The sequence below is a fragment of the Stutzerimonas zhaodongensis genome (genome assembly GCF_003696365.1).
In the GTDB taxonomy this organism is placed as follows: Bacteria; Pseudomonadota; Gammaproteobacteria; order Pseudomonadales; family Pseudomonadaceae; genus Stutzerimonas; species Stutzerimonas zhaodongensis.
Genome location: NZ_RFFM01000001.1, coordinates 800,848 through 817,797, shown reverse-complemented (window position 1 = coordinate 817,797; position 16,950 = coordinate 800,848). Strand labels below are relative to the sequence as shown.

At 59.2% G+C, this 16,950-nt stretch carries 13 protein-coding genes; 6 read left to right on the top strand and 7 right to left on the bottom strand.

Features of this window, described 5'->3' with window-relative positions; genetic code table 11:
- Positions 1-111: 111 nt before the first annotated feature.
- On the bottom strand, positions 112-846 hold the full coding sequence (gene pgeF, locus EA797_RS03635; protein WP_122163812.1) for a peptidoglycan editing factor PgeF: 735 nt from the start codon (positions 844-846) through the stop codon (positions 112-114).
- Positions 843-1,817: a 23S rRNA pseudouridine(1911/1915/1917) synthase RluD gene (gene rluD, locus EA797_RS03630; protein WP_122163811.1), complete on the bottom strand. Its 975-nt coding sequence runs from the start codon at positions 1,815-1,817 to the stop codon at positions 843-845. The genes pgeF and rluD overlap by 4 nt, the downstream gene beginning before the upstream one ends.
- 288 nt (positions 1,818-2,105) lie before the next feature.
- Between rluD and EA797_RS03620 the strand changes: the two genes are divergently transcribed.
- The 4 genes from EA797_RS03620 to EA797_RS03605 all read left to right on the top strand — a co-directional run bounded on the left by EA797_RS03620 (position 2,106) and on the right by EA797_RS03605 (position 6,439).
- Complete coding sequence (locus tag EA797_RS03620) at positions 2,106-3,113, top strand: outer membrane protein assembly factor BamD (protein WP_122163809.1); 1,008 nt, start codon at positions 2,106-2,108, stop codon at positions 3,111-3,113.
- Between the two features lie 59 nt (positions 3,114-3,172).
- Positions 3,173-3,409 carry a PP0621 family protein gene (locus EA797_RS03615; protein ID WP_122163808.1) on the top strand — a complete coding sequence of 79 codons (237 nt, stop codon included), beginning with the start codon at positions 3,173-3,175 and terminating at the stop codon, positions 3,407-3,409.
- Positions 3,399-4,991 carry a sensor histidine kinase gene (locus tag EA797_RS03610; RefSeq protein ID WP_122163807.1) on the top strand — a complete coding sequence of 531 codons (1,593 nt, stop codon included), beginning with the start codon at positions 3,399-3,401 and terminating at the stop codon, positions 4,989-4,991. The genes EA797_RS03615 and EA797_RS03610 overlap by 11 nt, the downstream gene beginning before the upstream one ends.
- Before the next feature lie 107 nt (positions 4,992-5,098).
- Positions 5,099-6,439 carry a sigma-54-dependent transcriptional regulator gene (locus tag EA797_RS03605; RefSeq protein WP_122163806.1) on the top strand — a complete coding sequence of 447 codons (1,341 nt, stop codon included), beginning with the start codon at positions 5,099-5,101 and terminating at the stop codon, positions 6,437-6,439.
- Between the two features lie 49 nt (positions 6,440-6,488).
- Here the strand turns inward: EA797_RS03605 and EA797_RS03600 are convergent, their stop codons facing one another.
- Positions 6,489-7,544, bottom strand: a complete 1,056-nt coding sequence (locus tag EA797_RS03600; protein WP_122163805.1) for a DUF2333 family protein — start codon at positions 7,542-7,544, stop codon at positions 6,489-6,491.
- A 216-nt stretch (positions 7,545-7,760) separates the two neighbouring features.
- Here EA797_RS03600 and EA797_RS03595 point away from each other — a divergent pair, with 216 nt between their 5' ends.
- Both EA797_RS03595 and EA797_RS03590 read left to right on the top strand, forming a co-directional pair.
- Positions 7,761-9,374 carry a response regulator gene (locus EA797_RS03595; RefSeq protein WP_122163804.1) on the top strand — a complete coding sequence of 538 codons (1,614 nt, stop codon included), beginning with the start codon at positions 7,761-7,763 and terminating at the stop codon, positions 9,372-9,374.
- A gap of 46 nt (positions 9,375-9,420) precedes the next feature.
- The gene (locus EA797_RS03590) at positions 9,421-11,385 is read left to right on the top strand and encodes a methyl-accepting chemotaxis protein (protein ID WP_122163803.1); all 1,965 of its coding nucleotides are present in this window, start codon (positions 9,421-9,423) and stop codon (positions 11,383-11,385) included.
- A 51-nt stretch (positions 11,386-11,436) separates the two neighbouring features.
- Here the strand turns inward: EA797_RS03590 and EA797_RS03585 are convergent, their stop codons facing one another.
- The 4 genes from EA797_RS03585 to rplI all read right to left on the bottom strand — a co-directional run bounded on the left by EA797_RS03585 (position 11,437) and on the right by rplI (position 16,944).
- Positions 11,437-13,722 carry a YgiQ family radical SAM protein gene (locus EA797_RS03585; RefSeq protein WP_122163802.1) on the bottom strand — a complete coding sequence of 762 codons (2,286 nt, stop codon included), beginning with the start codon at positions 13,720-13,722 and terminating at the stop codon, positions 11,437-11,439.
- 110 nt (positions 13,723-13,832) lie between these two features.
- A complete protein-coding gene (gene alr / locus EA797_RS03580) occupies positions 13,833-14,912 on the bottom strand; it encodes an alanine racemase (RefSeq protein WP_122163801.1) in 1,080 nt (359 codons plus the stop codon).
- A gap of 81 nt (positions 14,913-14,993) precedes the next feature.
- Positions 14,994-16,388: a replicative DNA helicase gene (gene dnaB / locus EA797_RS03575; RefSeq protein WP_122163800.1), complete on the bottom strand. Its 1,395-nt coding sequence runs from the start codon at positions 16,386-16,388 to the stop codon at positions 14,994-14,996.
- A 109-nt stretch (positions 16,389-16,497) separates the two neighbouring features.
- Positions 16,498-16,944, bottom strand: a complete 447-nt coding sequence (gene rplI / locus EA797_RS03570) for a 50S ribosomal protein L9 (RefSeq protein WP_122163799.1) — start codon at positions 16,942-16,944, stop codon at positions 16,498-16,500.
- Positions 16,945-16,950 lie beyond the last annotated feature (6 nt).

Sequence of the window (16,950 nt, the reverse complement as noted above, 5' to 3'; positions counted from 1 at the left end):
GAGATGAACCTTAGATGAGGTTGATTGTTGGAGATTCAAGCCGTGTGGCATTGACGCAAATCACCAAGACAGGCGATCGCACGCGTTGGCGGTCCGCTGATGAGCACCAGCCTATACGAGCCAGATGAGGCTGGCGAAACGCCCGGTCACAGCAGCGCGGCGGTAGGAATAGAAGCGCGCGTCAGAGACCGTACAGAAGCCCCCACCATAAACTTCAGCGATCCCACATTTATGAAGTCGGATCCGCGCCAGCTGATAGATGTCAGCCATAAAGCGGCCGGCATTAGCGCTTGGGACAAACGCACCCACTGCCTCGGCATGCTGCGACACAAATGCATCACGCACCTCGCCGCCTACTTCGAACGCGCTTTGCCCAATAGCGGGGCCAAGCCAAGCTATCAGCTGATTGCCAGAGGTATGCATGGCTGCAACGGTAGCCTCCAGCACGCCGCCTGCAAGCCCTCGCCACCCGGCGTGAGCAGCCGCAACACGCGTTCCAGCGCGATCGGAGAACAGTACCGGCAGGCAGTCAGCGGTCAATACCGAGCAAGCCACACCTGCCTCAGCCGTCCAGCTTGCATCTGCAGTTGGGCAGGCGCGCGGATCGGCCTCTACAGCGATGCTGGAATGTACTTGACTCAACCAGGCGGGATTGCAATAAATGATCTGCTGCAATCTACGCCTGTTGGCATCAACGGCATCCGGGTCGTCACCTACATGAACCGCCAGATTGAAGCTGTCGAAAGGCGACTCGCTGCCGCCACCAGTGCGCGTAGTGATACATGCCCGAACGCGTGGGTGGGCGGGCCAATCAGGCAGGATCCAGTCGTCAGGCCAGCGGGTCACCCGACAAACGCCTCACGATCCTGCTGTAGCAGCGTCAGTAACCAGACGAAGTCGTCCGGCAAAGGCGATTCCCATTTCAAACGCTGACCTGTAACCGGATGATCGAGCTCGAGGAATCGCGCATGCAACGCCTGGCGCGGAAAATCGCGAAGCGTTTGCACCATGGTCGGATTCGCTGCCGGCGGGATGCGGAAGCGCCCGCTGTACAGCGGATCTCCCACCAACGGATAACCGATATGGGTCATATGCACGCGAATCTGGTGGGTGCGCCCTGTCTCGAGCTTGACCCGAACATGAGTGTGCGAGCGGAAGCGCTCCAGGACCCGGTAATGACTGACAGCCGGCTTGCCGCCTTCAGCCACGGCCATACGCTGACGCTGTTGGCCATGCCGGCCGATCGGCGCATCTATGGTGCCGCCCGTGATAATTACGCCTATCACGATGGCCTCGTATATCCGGCTGACACTGCGCGCCTGCATTTGCTCTACCAGCCGCGTTTGGGCCTGCAGGGTCTTGGCGACCACCATCAGGCCTGTGGTGTCCTTGTCCAATCTATGGACGATTCCGGCGCGCGGCACATTGATGATGTCTGGAACATGATGCAGCAAGGCGTTGAGCAAGGTGCCGTCAGCGTGCCCCGCAGCCGGATGCACCACCAAACCAGCCGGCTTGTTCAGCACCAGGATATGTTCATCCTCGAAGACGATATCCAGCGGAATGTCTTGCGCAACCCATTCACCCTGCGCCTGTTGCTCAGCGGACAGCTCCAACACGGCGCCAGCATGCACGGTGTCTCGCGGGCGCAATACGGCACCATCAACCTTAAGCAGGCCATCCTTTATCCATGCTGAAAGGCGGGAGCGGGAATGTTCCGAGAAGAGTTGCGCCGCGACCTGATCGAGGCGCTGCCCGCCGAGGTCGAACGGCACCTCTGCGCGAAGATGGATGGCCTGGGTTGAGATCGTGGACATATTTAGAAGCGCTTCATTAGTTGAGGATGGCATCCAAGCGGGCAACGGATGAGATAGAGGATGGGCAGCTGGAAGCGGCCAGGCCCCAGCTGCGGGCCAATACAGGGGACGAATCGACGATCGCGCACGGGCATGAACAGCCTATCGACCGCGACGCGGGTGCAGCCTTTGGTTTCGGCAACACGCTTGTGTTTAAATACCGCGTCTTTGTCCCGGTCAACCGGGGCGCTCATCATAACAGGACGGCTCCGCGCGAGACAGCCAGCCGTCACAGGGACGCAAGCCGCCATGCACGTGAAACACCTGCTGCTGATCGCCATTTTCGCCCTTACCGCCGCCTGTTCGTCCAACGAAACCGTCAGCGAGAACCTCGGCGAAGCGGAACTGTACCGGCAGGCACAGGCCGACCTGGACAACAAGAGCTTCACCAGCGCTATCAGCAAATTGAAAGCACTGGAATCCCGCTATCCCTTTGGGCGCTTTGCCGAGCAGGCGCAGCTTGAACTGATCTACGCCTATTACCGCAACACCGAGCCAGAAGCTGCACGCTCTTCAGCTGAGCGTTTCATCCGTTTGCACCCACAGCACCCGAGCGTCGATTACGCCTACTACCTCAAAGGCTTGGCTTCGTTCGACCAGGATCGCGGTCTGCTAGCGCGCTTTCTTCCACTGGACATGACCAAGCGTGATCCCGGTGCAGCGCGTGATTCGTTCAACGAGTTCGCCCAACTGACCACTCGTTACCCCAACAGTCGCTACTCGCCAGACGCTAAAGCGCGGATGGTGTACCTGCGCAACCTGTTGGCTGCAAACGAAATTCACGTAGCCGATTATTACCTGCGGCGCCAGGCCTACGTCGCCGCAGCTAACCGCGGTCGTTACGTAGTTGAAAACTTCCAGGGCACCCCTGCTGTAGGCGACGGCCTTGCCGTGATGACTGAATCCTATCAGCGCCTCGGCCTAGACGACCTGGCTGCCAGCAGCCTCGATACGTTGAAGCTCAACTACCCCCAACATCCCAGCCTTGAAGACGGCAAGTTCACCCCTCGTCAGAAGGAAGCAGATAACCGCAGCTGGTTGTCCCGCGCCACGCTTGGCCTGATCGAAACTGAAAACAGAGCCCCGGATAGCTCGCAATCCAACCGGGACGTAGTACGCCAATACGAGAATGCGGCACGGGATCTGCCGGACGAGCTGCGTCCCGTGCTGAGAGAGGCGGAAGCCGAAGCAGCAAACGAAGAGCAGAACAGTGGCCGCTCGTGGTGGAGTTACCTGACCTTCGGCCTGTTCGACTAGATACCCAATTAACGGCCTGCCCTCGGCAGGCCGGCATGGCTTAGCCAGGAATCGTAGATATGGGTCTGTTTCGTCTGTTGTTCTGGATCATCCTGATTGCGGCGGCCTTCTGGCTCTGGCGCCGCCTGACAAGCAAACCGAAAACGACCGGCGAACCGCCGTTGACTACCGTCACTACGGTGCGCTGTGCCGAATGCGGTGTGCACCTGCCGCGCGAACAGGCCTTGCAAAGCCATGATCGCTGGTACTGCAGCCAGGCGCATCTTGAACAGGACAGCAAGTCGGGTGGGAACTGAACGCCTGACGTTTCTCGGCTATCAGGGCCGGCGAATCCTTCGTCTCTACCATCTATACCGCGTCGCGATAGGCCTTGTGCTGGTCCTGCTCATCAGCAGTGACCTGCATAGCGACCTGATGCGAATGATAAATCCGGCGGCGTTTCACTACGGCGCCTGGATCTACCTGATTCTGAATATCCTCACCGCCGTCCTGCTTCAGAACCCGAAGCGGGAACTGCCGGTGATGGTCCTCGCTTTGCTTGACGTAAGCCTGCTTGCGGCACTGTTCTACTTTGCCGGGGGCACGCCAAGCGGTATCGGTAACCTCCTTATTGTGGCGGTTGCCATCGCCAACATTCTGCTGCACGGGCGGGTCGGATTCTTCATCGCAGCAGTTGCCGCGACGGGCCTCATTTACCTGACCTTCTACCTCAGCCTGAACGACAGCGCGGCGAGCGGGCAGTATGTTCAGGCCGCAGCGCTTGGCACGCTTTGCTTTGCCGCGGCACTGCTTGTGCAAGGCCTGACGAGACGATTGCAAGTCAGCGAAACGCTTGCCCGCCAGCGCGCCGAAGAGGTTGCCAACCTTGAAGCCCTGAACGCCCAAATACTGCAACGTATGCGCACCGGCATCCTCGTTCTTGACCCGCAGGGCCGCGTGTTGCTCGCCAATCAGGGCGCGCTCGAACTCCTCGGCCAGCAATCCCTGACCGGCGAACGCCTCGCTCCACGCTGCCCTGAGATCATCAAGGGTCTGCAGCAATGGCGCGATAACCCCACACTCCGGCCGCGCAACTTCAAGGCCACTCCCGACGGCGCGACGCTGCAGCCAAGCTTCGCTACACTGCAGCATGGGGTGAAGCAGGACACCCTGGTTTTTCTTGAGGACATCTCGCAGATCGCGCAAAAGGCCCAGCAGCTCAAACTTGCTTCCCTGGGCCGCTTGACCGCCAGCATCGCTCATGAAATTCGCAACCCGCTCGGCGCAATCAGCCACGCCGCTCAGCTGCTGCAGGAATCCGAGGTACTGGACCCGGCGGACCTACGCCTGACGCAGATCATCCAGGACCACTCCAGGCGCATGAACCTGGTCATCGAGAACGTGCTTCAGCTGTCTCGCCGCCGTCAGGCCGAACCGCAACTTCTCGACCTCAAATACTGGGTTCATCGTTTCTCCAGCGAGTTCCGGCAGACACTTTCCGCCCAGCACCTCGTTCACGTGGAAACCCAGGGCAGTTCACTGCAGACTCGCATGGATCCTAATCAGCTGATTCAGGTATTGACCAATCTGGTGCAGAACGGCCTGCGTTACAGCGGCCAGAAGCATGGCCAGGCGCAGGTGTGGCTGAAGGTCTTCCGAGACGAATCCAGCGACCTGCCAGTACTGGAGGTGCTAGATGATGGCGCAGGGGTGCCGGCCGATCAGGTCCAGAATATCTTCGAGCCCTTCTTCACCACAGAGAACAAGGGCACCGGACTGGGCCTTTATATTTCCCGAGAGCTCTGCGAGAGCAATCAGGCTCGCCTCGACTACCGGGAGCGGGAAGAAGGTGGAAGCTGTTTTCGTATCGTCTTTGCCCATCCCCGCAAGCTGACCTGACCGTTCCCTAAAAGGCAACGGGTCACACATCAGCTAACGTAAGGGTACAAGCCAGACGCTGTAGCGTTAACATTGCCTGCCGCACCATCCATGCAAAGATCGAAACCATGACTGCCCGCCAAAAAGCACTGATCATCGATGACGAACCCGACATCCGGGAGCTCCTGGAGATCACCCTCGGGCGCATGAAGCTGGACACCCGCAGCGCTCGCAATCTCAAGGAAGCCCGCGAGTGCCTGGCGCGTGAGCGCTATGACCTCTGTCTGACCGACATGCGCCTGCCAGATGGTTGCGGCCTGGAGCTGGTTCAGTTCATACAGCAACACTACCCGCAGATGCCGGTAGCGATGATTACCGCCTATGGCAGCCTGGACACCGCGATCGGCGCGCTCAAGGCGGGCGCTTTCGACTTCCTGACCAAGCCGGTGGATCTGGGCCGGCTCCGTGAGCTGGTCAATACCGCACTTCGGCTGCGAAGCCCTAATCCAAACGAACTGACGGTCGATAGCCGTCTGCTCGGCGCCTCGCCGCCAATGAATGTCCTGCGCAAGCAGATCGGCAAATTGGCGCGCAGCCAGGCACCGGTGTACATCAGCGGCGAATCGGGCAGCGGCAAAGAGCTGGTCGCGCGATTGATCCACGAGCAAGGTCCTCGTCATGAACAGCCGTTCGTGCCGGTCAACTGCGGCGCGATTCCCTCGGAGCTGATGGAAAGCGAGTTCTTCGGGCACAAGAAAGGTAGCTTCACAGGCGCAATGGAGGACAAGCCGGGCCTGTTCCAGGCCGCCAGTGGCGGCACTTTGTTCTTGGACGAAGTGGCCGATCTGCCCCTACCGATGCAGGTGAAGCTGCTACGAGCCATCCAGGAAAAAGCCGTCCGCGCGGTTGGAGGATCGAAGGAAGTCGTCGTCGATGTACGAATTCTTTGCGCAACACACAAGGATCTGGCCAACGAGGTTGCAGCCGGCCGCTTCCGCCAGGATCTTTACTACCGTCTGAACGTCATCGAACTGCGCGTACCGCCTCTTCGGGAACGCCGAGAAGATATCGCAAAACTGGCCGATAACATGCTCCGCCGCCTCGCCCAGGATAGCGGCGACACGCCGGCACGACTCCATCCCGATGCCCTGGCAAAACTACAGAGTTACCGTTTCCCGGGTAACGTGCGTGAACTGGAAAACATGCTTGAGCGCGCCTACACACTTTGCGAAGGCGAAGAGATCAAACCCGGCGACCTGCGGTTGTCCGACGCGCCAGGCGTTGCTGAGAATGGCGAAGCCAGCCTTGCGCAGATCGACAACCTTGAAGATCACCTTGAAGACGTCGAACGTAAGCTGATCATGCAAGCGCTGGAAGAAACGCGCTGGAACCGGACGGCCGCTGCGCAGCGGCTGGGCCTTTCATTCCGCTCCATGCGCTATCGTCTCAAGAAACTCGGGCTGGACTGAATCCGAGGCGCAGGTCGCAGTCCTGAGAGGATTGCGACCACTGCTAGCCTTAGCCCTGCGAAAGCAGGTTGCGCAGATCGATAACAGCCGCGTTGGCGCGAGAAATGTAGTTAGCCATTACCAGCGAATGGTTAGCGAGTACACCGTAGCCGCTGCCATTGAGCACCATCGGACTCCAGAGAGGCTCCTGTGCCGCTTCCAGTTCACGGATGATCTGCCGCACACTGATCGCCGCATTCTTCTTGGCCAATACGTCGGCAAAATCCACCTCGATGGCGCGCAGCAGATGCGACAGAGCCCAAGCCTGTCCCCGAGCTTCGTAGAAGACGTTATCGATCTGCAGCCAAGGCGTCTCGACTCGCGCCTCCTCGACAACTTGCTTCACACCTTCGCGTTCGAGCTCAGGTGCTACCTGAGCATCCAGGCGAACGCGCCCAACGCTGGCAGACAGACGCTGTGACAGCGAGCCAAGTCGGGTTCCGACATCGCCTAGCCAATTATTCAGATTGTCTGCACGGGAATAAAACTGCGCTTTGGGTGTTGGATCGCTCAAGCGCGCCAGGTAGCGATCCAGATGGCGGATGCCATTACGGTATTCCGACTCGCTAGCAGGCAAGGCCCAGCTGCGGTTATCGAAATTGAACAGGGGTTCGGCTTTGGACAGGTCCGCATCTTCGGTCGATTGGGACTGCGACCGCGCAAAATCCTTACGCAGAGCACGACTGAGGTCCCGCACCTGAACAAGCACGCCATATTCCCAGCTAGGCATGTTATCCAGCCACAAGCCAGGAGGAGCGATGTCATTGGTCAAGTAACCGCCTGGCTTATCCAACAATGTGCTGGCGACCTTTCTAAGCGTCTGGACAGTGGTATAGCCATTGACAATCTGCCGCTGCGAGGCCTCGGCTGACTCTCTTACATGCTGCTGCACGGGGAAACGCTCAGGTTCGGAGCTCCAGTACCAGCCCACCAGAAGCGCGACCAGTAAATAGAGCCCGAGCGCGATTGCGAGTGCCAGAACCAGGGGATTACGGGTCACTCCGACCGCTCCGCCAGTGTTTCCCGACGACCCAGGGCGGCCGAAGCGGTTCTTCCAATCCAACATGGGTATCAGTCCTTCTCTTTTGAATTCAAAGATTCGACCGCTGGTAACTCAGAGCGTCGCGGCATGTGAACCACTATAACGCAGCTGTTCATCGGCAAGCCTCATAATGAGAACCAGACCGCCAATGAGGCGGCTACGCAACGCCCGCTTCGGTGCTAGCATTGCGCCACCAAGGCACCCGTCAAAAGCACTGTCGCAGCGGGTCAGAGAAAAGACATGTCGGACCAGGAAGAACTCAAACAGCACTTCGCACAGCGAGTCATTCACCAGGCACGGGAAGTGCTCGAAGTATGGCAGCAGCTACAACGCAGCGAATGGAATGACAGCTACCGGTCCGCACTGGCTGATGCCAATCAGCGCTTGCGGCGTTTCGCCGAGCGCTTCGAGCAGGCCGAACATCGCCAACTGGCCCTAGGCATCGATGACTGTCTGGGCGACATCAATGACAACCGTGGGCGCCTATCGAGCGACACCATTGCCACCCTAAGCCAGTTGATCTACAGACTCGCACGCACCGGTTTGCGTCACGGTGATCCTCGCGGGCAATCCGGCTATGTTCCGCCGTTGAGCAAACCTGTCTACATCGCGCTAGAGGATCACGAGCGCGCCAACCATGTGGTGCGCCAACTGGAATTCTTCAGCATGACCGCCCGTGCCTTCGCCAGCGACAGCGAGTTCCGCGCAGCGATGCACGAACGCCACCCGGCGGCATTGGTCATGGATGTGGATTTCAATGGTGCCGGCGCAGGCCTGAAGCTTGCCGAAAGCATTCAGCAGGGCCTGGAGGAAAAGCTGCCATTGATATTCTTCAGCCACCAGGAAACCGATACGCCGATGCGGCTGGCGGCGGTGCGTGCTGGTGGGCTGGAGTTCTTTACCGGAGCCATCGACGCCTCGAGCCTGCTGGAAAAGATCGAGATCTTCACTCGGACCGCCCACTACGAGCCTTTCCGTGTCCTGATTATCGATGACTCGCGAGCCCAGGCCACGCATACCGAGCGCGTGCTGAACAACGCCGGCATCATTACTCAGACATTGAACGAGCCGATCCAGGCAATAACCTACCTGGCGGAATTTCAGCCTGATCTGATCATTCTCGACATGTATATGCCCGACTGCATGGGCACGGAACTGGCCAAAGTGATTCGGCAGCATGAGCGCTATGTCAGCGTGCCGATCATCTACCTGTCCGCCGAAGATGACCTCGACAAGCAGCTCGATGCGATGAACGAGGGTGGCGACGACTTTCTAACCAAACCGATCAAGCCCAGCCACCTGATCGCGACTGTTCGTACCCGCGCCGAGCGGGCTCGAAGCCTCAAGGCCAGGATCGTGCGAGACAGCCTGACAGGGCTGTATAACCATACGCACAGCCTTCAATTGCTCGAAGATGCAAGCTCACGTGCTCGCCGCGATGGCCGGCCTCTGTGCTTCGCAATGATCGATATCGATCACTTCAAGAAGGTGAACGACACCTACGGGCATCCCATGGGGGACAGGGTAATCAAGAGCCTCGCCCTGTTTCTCAAGCAGCGTTTGCGCAAGACCGACCATATCGGTCGCTATGGGGGGGAAGAATTCGCCGTGGTGTTGCCCGACACCGATCTACAGAACGCGGTAAAGGTGATCGATGAGATCCGCAAACGTTTCGCTGAAATTCACTACCCGGCGCAACCGGTAGATCTCAGCTGCACCTTCAGCTGTGGTATCGCTCAACTTCTGCCTGACATCAGCACCAAGCTGCTCACCCAGCAAGCGGATGAAGCTCTCTACCTTGCGAAAAACGGCGGGCGTAACCAAGTAGCAGGGTTTGCGCCGTCACACAAGTGACATCAAAACGCCATATCTTCTGACCTCCCCTACCCCGGAGGTCTGGATGCGCCTGAAGTCCCTCACCACCCTGAATACGCTGCTACTCATTGCAATCTGCCTTGCTCTAGGCGTAACGCTCTGGTGGTCCGAGAAGGCACTGGCACGTCCACATGATTTGATGGCGCGCTATCTGAGCCTGTCGCAGCGTTTTCAGCATCAGGTCGCCAGTAATATTCAGGACTATCTGATCAGTGGCGACGCCCTCCGGCACAAGGCAGCCCAGACAGAACTCGAAGGCCTCGCTACTGATATGGGCGCGTTGCCCTCGATACTTTCCACACGCTTGCGGCCTAGCCTGGAGCAGCTCGATCAGTTCACGGCCACCGAGTTACTGGCAGCTGGCAAATTGGCTGGCGATCCACAGGGCCTGCTGATTCAGGCCGAGCGCGAGATATCCGTTGCGCTGGAACAGTTGCACCGCTATGCGGCACAGAGCAGGCAGCCGGCGGCGGATCAGTACCAGGGACCGCTGTTCGAAGCGAGTCGACAGCTGGTTCGCCTAAGCCATGCACGCGCCAAGCTGACCAGCAGCGGTCAGGACGGGCTTGTTGCCGATGTAGAGCAAGCGCTTGAGGCGGTGAATCGCGCAGCGAATGCCCTGAATGCCCTTCCGCTGCTCGGCGTAATGACCGAACAAGCGTCGGGTGCCAACGCATTCGCCGCATTACTGGACCTCGAAGGCGCTGAAGATACGTCCACCATCGAAGATAAAGGTATCGTTCTGAAGCGAGAACTTTCCGCGCTGCTCAAGCGATTCCCCAGCGAGCTGCAACGCACGCGCTCACTGATCCAGCAGCGTAGTGAACTCAAGGAAAGCACCCACCTGAAAGTGGCAAGCGTGCAAGCGGCGCTCGATGCCCTTGAACCCGAAGTCCTCGCGGAGCACGGTCGAATTCAGATGGAAGTGCGCCTGATCCAAGGATCGATCATCGTACTGATCCTGCTGGTCGCCTTGGCCATCGATCGCCTGCAACGGCAGCTGACTCGGTCTTTAGGGCTGCTCGCACCGGCACTTGGCTCATGGGCCCGGGGCGACTTCCAGAAACCCATCGAGCTGGACGCGAAAACGCCGGAGGTGGTCGAGATCGGCGCATCGCTCAACCAGCTGCGAAACTATCTGCTTACTTTGGTCGGGACGTTGCGTGAGCATGCTCATGAGGTGACGGGCAGCAGCCGGAACCTTGCAGAATTGAGCACTGACCTGCATCGCAGCGCCAGCCACCAGAGCAGCGACACGGCGCAGATCCGTGACGCTCTTGGCGAGCTTGAAGCCACCATCCAGGATGTCGCGACCGGTGCTGGTCAGACTGCAGAGGCTGGGCGCGCAGCCAGTCAGGCCGTTCACCGAGGCCAAGATGTCATCAGCAAAAGCCTGAGCGGTCTGCATGGCCTGGTCGGCGAAGTACAGAGCAACGCCTTGGCCATCGAGCGACTGGCCGATGAAACCGACACTATCGGAAAGGTGCTGACCGTGATTCGCGCGATTGCCGAGCAGACCAACCTGCTAGCGTTGAACGCGGCAATCGAAGCAGCTCGGGCGGGTGCGCAAGGCCGTGGTTTTGCCGTCGTTGCCGATGAGGTGCGCACCCTGGCTCAACGCACCAGTGGGGCGACCGAGGAGATCCAACTGCTGATCGGTAATTTGCAGACGGCGGCTAATCAATCCGTGCAGGCAATGCGGACCCAGGTCAATCATGCTGAAGCCACCGCCCAGCTGGCCGAAACGTCTGATGCAGCGCTTGAGGAAATTGTTGCCACCATCGGGTCGATCGAACAGATGGCTGCGCAGATCGCGCTTGCGACAGCTCAGCAAAGTGACGCCGTAAGCGAGATCCGCGGTCACAGCGAGCGTATACACAGCTTGGGCGACAGCAACCTCGGGCACATCAACCGCGGCCGGGAGCAGAGCGAACAGATGCTGCGCCTAGCTGGGGCACTGAGTCAGGCCACGCTGGCGTTTAGAGGCTAACTACAGCTCCCGCAAGCCAGGCCGACACAAGAAGTGCATCGGCCCGATTGGTTAGCGTGGCACCGCTGGACGCTGAGAAGGCTTGCGCCCCTTACCGTTCGGCTTGCCACCTCCGGTCGCAGCTTTGCGGCGTGCCTCTGCGGCAGCCTTGGCTTGCTCCCGCTTGTCCCACGCGTTGCCGTCGTGGCTGCGGGGCGGTAGCCCGCTGTGCTGGGTCAGGATGGTGCCGCCCTGCCCGGCTTTTTTACTGCCCACGGGCGTCGAGTTCTTACGACGGGCGCTCTGATAGCCTTCTGTCGCCGGTTGATGTGCCGGGATCAGCTGATTCTTGCCACTGCCTATCAGATCCGCCCGACCCATCCGCTGCAGGGCTTCACGCAACATCGGCCAGCCCTTGGGATCGTGATAGCGCAAAAAAGCTTTGTGCAGACGGCGCTGTTCTTCACTTTTGACGATGGCAACGCCTTCACTCTTATACGTCACCTTGCGCAGCGGATTCTTGCCGCTGTGGTACATCGCTGTGGCACTGGCCATCGGTGACGGGTAGAACGCCTGGACCTGGTCGGCACGGAAGCCGTTGGCCTTGAGCCAAAGCGCAAGGTTCATCATGTCCTCATCGGTGGTGCCCGGATGCGCGGCGATGAAATACGGGATCAGGTATTGCTCCTTGCCCGCTTCCTTGGAGTACTTGTCGAACATCCGCTTGAACTTGTCGTAGCTGCCGATGCCCGGCTTCATCATCTTGTCCAGCGGACCGCGCTCGGTATGCTCAGGGGCAATCTTCAGATAACCGCCCACATGATGGGTGACCAGTTCCTTCACATATTCAGGCGACTCGACTGCAAGGTCATAACGCAACCCGGACGCGATCAGGATCTTCTTCACACCCGGTAGCGCACGCGCCTTGCGATACAGTTCGATCAGCGAGCTGTGGTCGGTATTGAGGTTCTCGCAGATGCCCGGGTAGACGCAGGAGGGCTTGCGGCAGTGCTGCTCGATTTCCGGACTCTTGCAGGCGATGCGATACATGTTCGCGGTGGGCCCACCGAGATCCGAAACCACCCCTGTGAAGCCTGGCAGCTTCTTCATTTCCTCGATCTCGTTGAGAATCGATTCGTGTGAGCGGTTCTGGATGATGCGGCCCTCATGCTCGGTGATCGAGCAGAAGGTGCAACCGCCGAAGCAGCCACGCATGATGTTTACCGAGAAGCGGATCATGTCGTATGCCGGAATCTTCTCGCCGCCATATGACGGGTGAGGCACTCGCGCATACGGCGAGGCGAAGACGTAATCCATCTCCTCAGTGGTCAGCGGAATCGGCGGCGGATTGAGCCAGATATCGTGATCACCATGGCGCTGCACCAGTGCACGCGCATTGCCTGGATTCGTCTCAAGGTGCAGAACACGATTGGCATGTGCGTAGAGCGCCGGGTCATTGCGCACTTTTTCGAAAGACGGCAGGCGGATCACGGTCCGGTCACGCTCGACCTTTGGACTCGGCAACAGCTGAACGACCTTCGGCTCGTTCGGATCTTCAGCCGGCCCCTTATCCTGCTCAATGGCACAGGCTTGCAGATCCTGGGTGTTGACGTAGGGATTGATGATCTTGTCGACCTTGCCCGGCCGATCGATACGGGTCGAATCGATCTCGAACCAACCTTCAGGCGCATCTCGGCGGATGAAAGCCGTACCGCGAACGTCGGTGATCTGATCCACCGACTCACCGCGCGCCATACGCTGCGCCACCTCGACGATGGCCCGCTCGGCATTCCCGTAAAGAAGAATGTCTGCAGTGGCGTCCATGAGAATGGAGCGACGCACCTTGTCCTGCCAATAATCGTAATGAGCGATTCGCCGCAAGGACGCCTCGATTCCGCCCAACACGACCGGCGTATCCTTGAAGGCCTCCTTGCAACGCTGGCTATAGACCAGGCTCGCCCGATCCGGGCGCTTGCCCGCCAGCCCGCCCGCCGTATAAGCGTCGTCGGAGCGTACCTTTCGGTCGGCGGTGTAGCGATTGATCATTGAGTCCATGTTGCCTGCCGCGATGCCGAAGAACAGATTCGGCTGCCCGAGCTTCATGAAATCGTCTTTGCTATGCCAATCCGGCTGACTGATGATGCCGACCCGAAAACCCTGAGCTTCCAGCAAGCGGCCAATGATCGCCATGCCGAACGACGGATGGTCGACATAGGCATCACCGGTCACGATGATCACGTCGCAGGAATCCCAGCCGAGCTGATCCATCTCCTCCCTGCTCATAGGCAGGAATGGCGCCGGACCGAAACATTCGGCCCAGTACTTGGGATAGTCGAACAGGGGCTTGGCTGCGTGCATGGCTAGAAACCGGGGCAACGAAAACGGGCGCGGAATATAGCACAAAAAATGATCAGGAAGGCCGACCAGATTGGTCGGCTTTTGCCGATTCCAAGCAGGCGAAACGGCGATCAGCCGTTTATATAGCGCCTGGGAACGCGCTGAGTGACCTTGGTGAGCAGCTCGTAGCCGATGGTACCGCAAGCCTGAGCGAGCTCATCGATCGGCACACCCACACCCCACAGCTCAACCGTATCACCAAGCTCCGCTTGGGGCAGGTCTGTGATATCTACGGTGAGCATGTCCATGGAGACTCTTCCCGCCAGCGGCGCTCGTTGTCCGCCGATCAGGACAGAGGTGCCGGGCGGCGCAGTGCGCGGATAGCCATCGGCATAACCGCAGCTGACTGTGGCAATACGTGACAGGCGCTGCGCAACCCAGCCGGCTCCGTAGCCAACGCTCTCACCCACCGGGACCTCTCGGATAGCGATGATCGCAGCGGTCAGAGTCATCACCGGTTTCAAGCCCAGCGTCACGGCGGTCAGCTCAGCAAAAGGCGAAGCGCCATAAAGCATGATCCCCGGGCGCAACCAGTCCATGTGGGCGGCGGAGAGCGTCAATACCGCAGCCGAATTGGCGAATGACCGATGAGCAAAGCTCAGATCTAGCAGGCTATTGAACTGCTCCAGCTGGGATTCGTTGAGCGGATGCCCGCGCTCGTCGGCACAAGCGAAATGACTCATCAGATTGAGCTCGGCAATCTCTGCCGCGCCGCTCAGCCGAGCATGGCTTACGCGCAACGCGGCGGCGGTGAAGCCAAGGCGATGCATCCCCGAGTCAAGCTTTAACCAGACGTTCAATGGCCGCTCTATTTGCGCATTCAACAATGCGTCCACCTGCGCTTCGCCCTGGATAGCAACATCCAGGCTCAGCTCGGCTGCCGCACGGTACTCTGCCGGCTCGAAGCACCCTTCAAGCAACAATAGGCGCACGTCTGCGTTTACCGCTCGAACCTGTTCAGCTTCTTCGAGGGACGCTACGGCGAACCCGTCTGCCAAATCACTCAAGCACTGCACCGTTTCAGGCGCACCATGGCCATAGGCGTTGGCCTTGACCACTGCAAATGCCTTGCGCCCCGGCGCGCATTGCTTGGCTAGCTGATAGTTATGACGAAGCGCGGCAAGATCGACCGTAGCAACCAGAGGGCGCATGCGAAGTCCTTCGAGGCAGGAGTGAAGCGGCTATTGTCGGGCGCTTTTCCCAGGCCTCGCAAGCCGCTACCGATCAGCCTGTTAATCGTCGTCGAACTGGTAGCTGCCGGGCGCCAGGTTCTCGAACCGGGAATATTTGCCAAGAAACGCCAAGCGCGTAGTGCCGATAGGTCCGTTTCGCTGCTTGCCGATGATGATCTCGGCGACGCCTTTGTATTCGGTTTCCGGGTGATACACCTCGTCCCGGTAGACGAACATAATGATGTCGGCGTCCTGCTCGATAGCGCCGGATTCACGAAGGTCGGAGTTGATAGGGCGTTTGTTGGGCCGCTGCTCAAGAGAGCGGTTGAGCTGTGAAAGCGCGATGACCGGGCAATTGAACTCCTTGGCCAAGCCTTTCAACGAACGGGATATCTCAGAAATCTCGTTGGTTCGGTTGTCACCACTGGAGCCCGGGATCTGCATCAGCTGCAGATAGTCGACCATGATCATGCCGATCTCGCCATGCTCCCGGGCCAATCGCCGCGTCCGAGCCCGCATTTCAGATGGCGAAATGCCAGCCGTATCGTCAATGAACAGTTTGCGGTCGTTTAGCAAATTGACCGCGGAGGTCAGCCGCGGCCAGTCGTCGTCACTGAGCTTTCCGGTCCGCACCTTGGTCTGATCAATCCGGCCAAGGGAGGCCAGCATACGAATCACGATGGAGTCGGCCGGCATTTCCAGCGAGAACACCAGAATCGCCTTGTCGGAGCGCAGGGCAGCATTCTCAACAAGATTCATCGCAAACGTGGTCTTACCCATGGACGGGCGACCGGCGACGATGATCAGGTCAGCTGGCTGCAGGCCGCTGGTGGCCTCATCCAAATCAGCAAACCCGGTCGACAGCCCGGTGATCGCCTCTCCCGCATTGAACAGCGAGTCGATTCGGTCGATGGCTTTAACCAGAATGTCATTGATCCCTACCGGACCACCCGTATTAGGGCGCGCTTCAGCAATCTGGAAAATCAGCCGCTCGGCTTCGTCGAGGATTTCGTCACCCGTGCGCCCCTGTGGCGCATACGCACTGTCTGCAATCTCGTTGCTGATGCCGATCAGCTGGCGCAGCGTCGCGCGCTCCCGAATGATCTGCGCATACGCCTTGATGTTGGCCACGGATGGGGTGTTCTTGGCCAGTTCGCCCAAGTAGGCAAGACCGCCGACCTGCGACAGATGACCTTCCTTGTCGAGCTGCTCGGAAAGGGTCACCACATCGAACGGCGAATTGCGCTCGGCAAGGGTGTAAACGGCACGGAAGATCAGGCGGTGATCGTGACGATAGAAATCACCGTCGGATACCTGGTCCAGGACTCGCTCCCAGGCATTGTTATCCAGCATCAGTCCGCCAAGCACGGCCTGTTCGGCCTCGATCGAATGTGGCGGCACTTTGAGCGCTGCGGTTTCCAGATCGTATTGCTGGGGCACACTGATGTCGTTCATGGCACTCGGAATTCTTCAGGATTCAGAAAAACAAAGGGCACGTACCACTTGCGTGGAACGTGCCCGATGGTACCCGTCAGGCACCGGTGGTGCCAGACGATGGCCTGTATCAGCCAGCGATCACGATCAGCTTCACGGTCGCTTCAACGTCGGTGTGCAGATGTACAGCAACGTCGTACTCACCAACCTGACGGATGGTGCCATTCGGTAGACGGATCTCGCTCTTCGCGACTTCAACGCCCGAGGCGGTCAGTGCGTCGGCGATGTCGTGAGTACCGATGGAACCGAACAATTTGCCCTCATCACCCGCAGTAGCGGTGATGGTGACTTCCAGTTCAGCCAGCTGAGCAGCGCGAGTTTCGGCAGAAGCCTTACGCTCGGCAGCAGCCTTTTCCAGGTCAGCACGGCGAGCTTCGAACTCGGCGATGTTAGCTGCAGTTGCAGCAGTAGCCTTGCGCTGCGGCAGCAAGTAGTTGCGACCGTAACCAGACTTGACGTTTACCTTGTCGCCCAGGTTGCCCAGGTTTGCGACTTTTTCGAGCAGGATGACTTCCATTTGAGT